We start from the raw sequence: 3,504 nt of genomic DNA on the forward strand, positions 1-3,504 counted from the left end.
GGGCAAGCATTCAAGACCGCTGCATACTACATATTGCCGATGAGTTGCATCTGGTTCTCCGATGCGATGGCAGGCTATACAGGGGTGCTTTGGGGCAGAGGCCGAGCTATTGACGAACGATCCCATCCGACCTTGCTTCGTTGGGGTGGATGGTTTCTCCTCTTGTTTGTGCCACTGTTTCTGCTAGCTCTCTTCGCACTCAACAAATGAATCCAAGAAGGCGAACCCCAAAGATAGGTTTGGGCGATAGCCCCGAACCTATCGGTTGTTGGACAGGCCCGTCGGGTGCTACGGGCGCGGGTTGGACGCGGTTTGCGCTTTGATTTTGTGATTGAGAATCAGGCGCTTGCGTGGACAGGACCGCGATCTAATGAATCCCGGCGCGATTCGCGGGGGCTGTGAGGCGAACCGCACGGCGGTTCGCCTCACCGGTGGGCGTGGCGACGCGGGTTTGAGGGCGTGAGCGGGTTGCCGGCACGGGTTTGGGCTTGAACGACGGGTTTTAAGAGGCTTCGGGAACGCACGTTCCCTGGACACGGCGCGGCGGGCAATGTCGGTCGGGTGATGGAACGCGAATGTCATGGGGGTGATGGTTTTCATGGCGGGCCGCGCATTTGATAGATGGGTTTGATTTCGCGCAGGAAGGTGAGCAGGCCGCCGCAGCACTGGCAGGTGAAGGGGATGGGCTCGGGGAGCTTGGGGGCGGGTTCGCCAAGTTCGCCTAGCAGGGCACGGATATACAACCGGGTCTTGCGGGCGGCGGAGCCGAGGTAGCCGTAGTGGCGGATGCGGGTGAGGCCTTTGGGTAAAACATGCAGCAGCCAGCGGCGTATGAATTCGTGGGGGTGCAGGGCCATGACGGCGGTCTTGCCGGTGGCGCTGGAGGTCCAGTGGAGGAGGACGTTTCCTTGGGGATCATAACCGATGAGGCGTTTGGCGGCGAAGGCGCTGCGCTGGACGTAGCGGGCGAGGTAGCGCAGGGCGGTGCGGCCGCTGCCGGCGTGTTGGAGCTGGACGTTCCAGGTTTTGGCGGGTGATAGAACGTGTCGTTGGGCGGGGGTGAGGTTCTGGTAGAGATCGGGGTGGTCGTCTTTCAGGGCGGTGTGGAGGCGGCTGCGGAAGCGGGCGGCGAGGGGCTGATAGTGGATGAGGAAGTTTTCCCTGGCGGGGCGGTGGAGGGTTTTGTGTTTGGGATGGAGGGCGGCGGCGGGGACGATGAGGTGGACGTGGGGATGGTGCTGGATTTGCCGGCCCCAGGTGTGGAGGACGCTGGTGAAGCCGAGTTTGGCTCCGTGGGTCTTGGTGGCGCAGACGTCTTGGAGGGCGGCGGCGCTTTGGCGGAGGAGGAGTGGATAGAGGATTTCGGGATGGAGGAGGCAGAGGTGGCGCAGTTCCTCCGGCAGGGTGAAGGTGACCATGAAGTAGGGCACGGGGAGGAGCCGGGCTTCTTGTTTGGCGGTCCAGATTTGTTGGTCGAGGGCGCCGCATTGGGGGCAGCTGCGGTGGTTGCAACTGTGGTAGGCGTAGTGCTTTTCCTTGCAGCCGTCGCATTGATAGAGTCGCCCGCCGAGGGCGGGTGTGCGGCACGCGAGGACGCGCCGCACGGCCCGGTAGTGGTCGGCGGTGAGGGTGTGCCGGTGGGCATGGGCGTAGTTTTCCCAATGCGCACCGAGCAGGTCTGCGAGGTGGAGTGCCACGGAGCTGACAGATGACTGCTAGACTCCGGGGAGGGTGCGGAGGGCGTCGCGGGCTTTGGCCTCGCTGATCTCGGTGAGGTGGAGATAGACGAGGGTGGGCTTGAGGGTGGTGTGGCCGAGGTAGGCGGAGATTTGACGGAGGCTGGTGCCGGCGTCGAGCATGTGGGTGGCGTAGCTGTGGCGGAGGGTGTGGGTGCAGAGTTTTTCGTGTTTTTTGGAGAGGCCGCATTCGGCGCGGGCGAGGTTCATGGCGGCCCAGGCGCTGGAGTCGGTCATGGGGCGGCGGCTGTCGTGGAGGGCTTGTTTGAGGGGGATGCCGGAGCTTTTCCAAGCGCGGCCGGGGGCGGGGAAGAGCCAGTCGGGATTGCGGTGCCAGGCCCAGAAGCGGCGCAGGCGGACGAGGAGTTCGGGGCTGATAGGGACTTCGCGGGGTTTGCCGCCCTTGGTGTGGGTGACGCGCAGGACGAGGCGTTCGCCGTCGATGTCCTTGGGGCGGACGTGGAGGGCTTCGCTGAGGCGCAGGCCGCACTGATAGACGAGGGTGAAGTAGGCGCGGTAACGACCGTCGCGAAAGGTGCGCAGGAGCTTGGCGACTTCCTCGCGGGTGAGGACGTGGGGCAGTGGCTCGATGCGCTGGATCTTGATTTTCGCCCAGATTTTCCAGGTCTTGCCGAGGTGGTCGCGGTAGAAGGTGCGCAGGGCGCAGACGGCTTGGTTGAGGGTGGAGCCGGAGAGCTTGCGTTCGGCCTGGAGGTGGATGAGGAAGTCGAGAACCTGGGGTGGTCCGAGATCCGGGAGCGGGGTGTCGGGGAAATGGTCGGCAAGCTGGGAAGCCCAGCCGAGGTAGGTCTTGATGGAGCGGCCGCGCAGTCCTTTGAGCTGGACGAAGCGGAGGTAGTCCTGATACCACTCGGTGGTGGCGATACGGCGGCTAGATGATGTGCTTTTTTTTCATGGCGCACAAATGATGCCGGACTCGCCGCACCCCATGAATACCGCGAACACGGCAGGCTGCGCGAAGGGAAGTCGCCGCGCAGCGGCTCTGTTCAATCGGGTCCCCGTGACTGACTCCGAGAGCCAGCCACGGGTCCCACACCACCGTGCGTACGGGTCCGTACACGGCGGTTCCGCTCGGACGCGGGACAAGCCCGCGTAAAGAACAGGCCGAAGCCTGCTCTTGAACGCCCACATGCTTCCCATCGCAGCGACTCTCGGTTCCACCTCGCCGTCTGGCGTCATCGGTGGATTGACCGTCCGCCACGCGGTTAGGACGTTCCCATGCAGTTCAGCCCTTCGTCGGGTGAGGCTTCCGGCAATTTTGACGTGCGATTCCGCACTCCGGCTCGTGTCTCCAACTACTATGGCCTCTGCTGACTCCTGCCCGGATCGCTCCCGGCAGGTCTCCCCAGGTAAGAGCGTGATGCTTCCCTGCGCAACCACCGCATTTACCTCCACGGGTAAACCAGACGACTTCGCTGTGTTGTGCCAGCTCGTCGTGCCGTGTCGGCCTTCTATGCGGTTCTTGTCCATTGGCTCGCAGGTTTCTCCTAGCCTTCCTTCCCACGGTCGGTCGCCCTTCCGCAGTTGGCTTCAGATGGTAGTCTCTTCATTTTCATGTCTGGTTTTCCTACAGGGGACTTGCACCCCATTTACATCACGCCCATGCTGGGCACACACAAGCCGTCTCATCCAACGGCGGGTAACGTCCTTCTTTGAATTCGGGCTTCCATTCCCGCCGTGGATGGCCTAGACGTTCGCCAGAAAAAGATGAGACCTCCCCGAATGATCAAGCCCTACGTGGAGTCCT

Annotated in this window: 3 protein-coding genes; 1 reads left to right on the top strand and 2 read right to left on the bottom strand. The window is 63.0% G+C overall.

The annotated features are described in order from the left end of the window. The coding region (locus tag ABWP84_RS18360) for a hypothetical protein (protein ID WP_353213471.1) at nucleotides 1-210 on the top strand (210 nt) is incomplete at its 5' end. 386 nt (nucleotides 211-596) lie between these two features. Here the strand turns inward: ABWP84_RS18360 and ABWP84_RS18365 are convergent. Both ABWP84_RS18365 and ABWP84_RS18370 read right to left on the bottom strand, forming a co-directional pair. Next, a complete protein-coding gene (locus tag ABWP84_RS18365; RefSeq protein ID WP_353213472.1) occupies nucleotides 597-1,697 on the bottom strand; it encodes a transposase in 1,101 nt (366 codons plus the stop codon). 18 nt (nucleotides 1,698-1,715) lie between these two features. Continuing rightward, nucleotides 1,716-2,621, bottom strand: a complete 906-nt coding sequence (locus ABWP84_RS18370; RefSeq protein ID WP_353213473.1) for a site-specific integrase — start codon at nucleotides 2,619-2,621, stop codon at nucleotides 1,716-1,718. Nucleotides 2,622-3,504: the final 883 nt, after the last annotated feature.

This window comes from Rhodovarius sp. (assembly GCF_040399605.1).
Taxonomy (GTDB): domain Bacteria; phylum Pseudomonadota; class Alphaproteobacteria; order Acetobacterales; family Acetobacteraceae; genus Rhodovarius; species Rhodovarius crocodyli_A.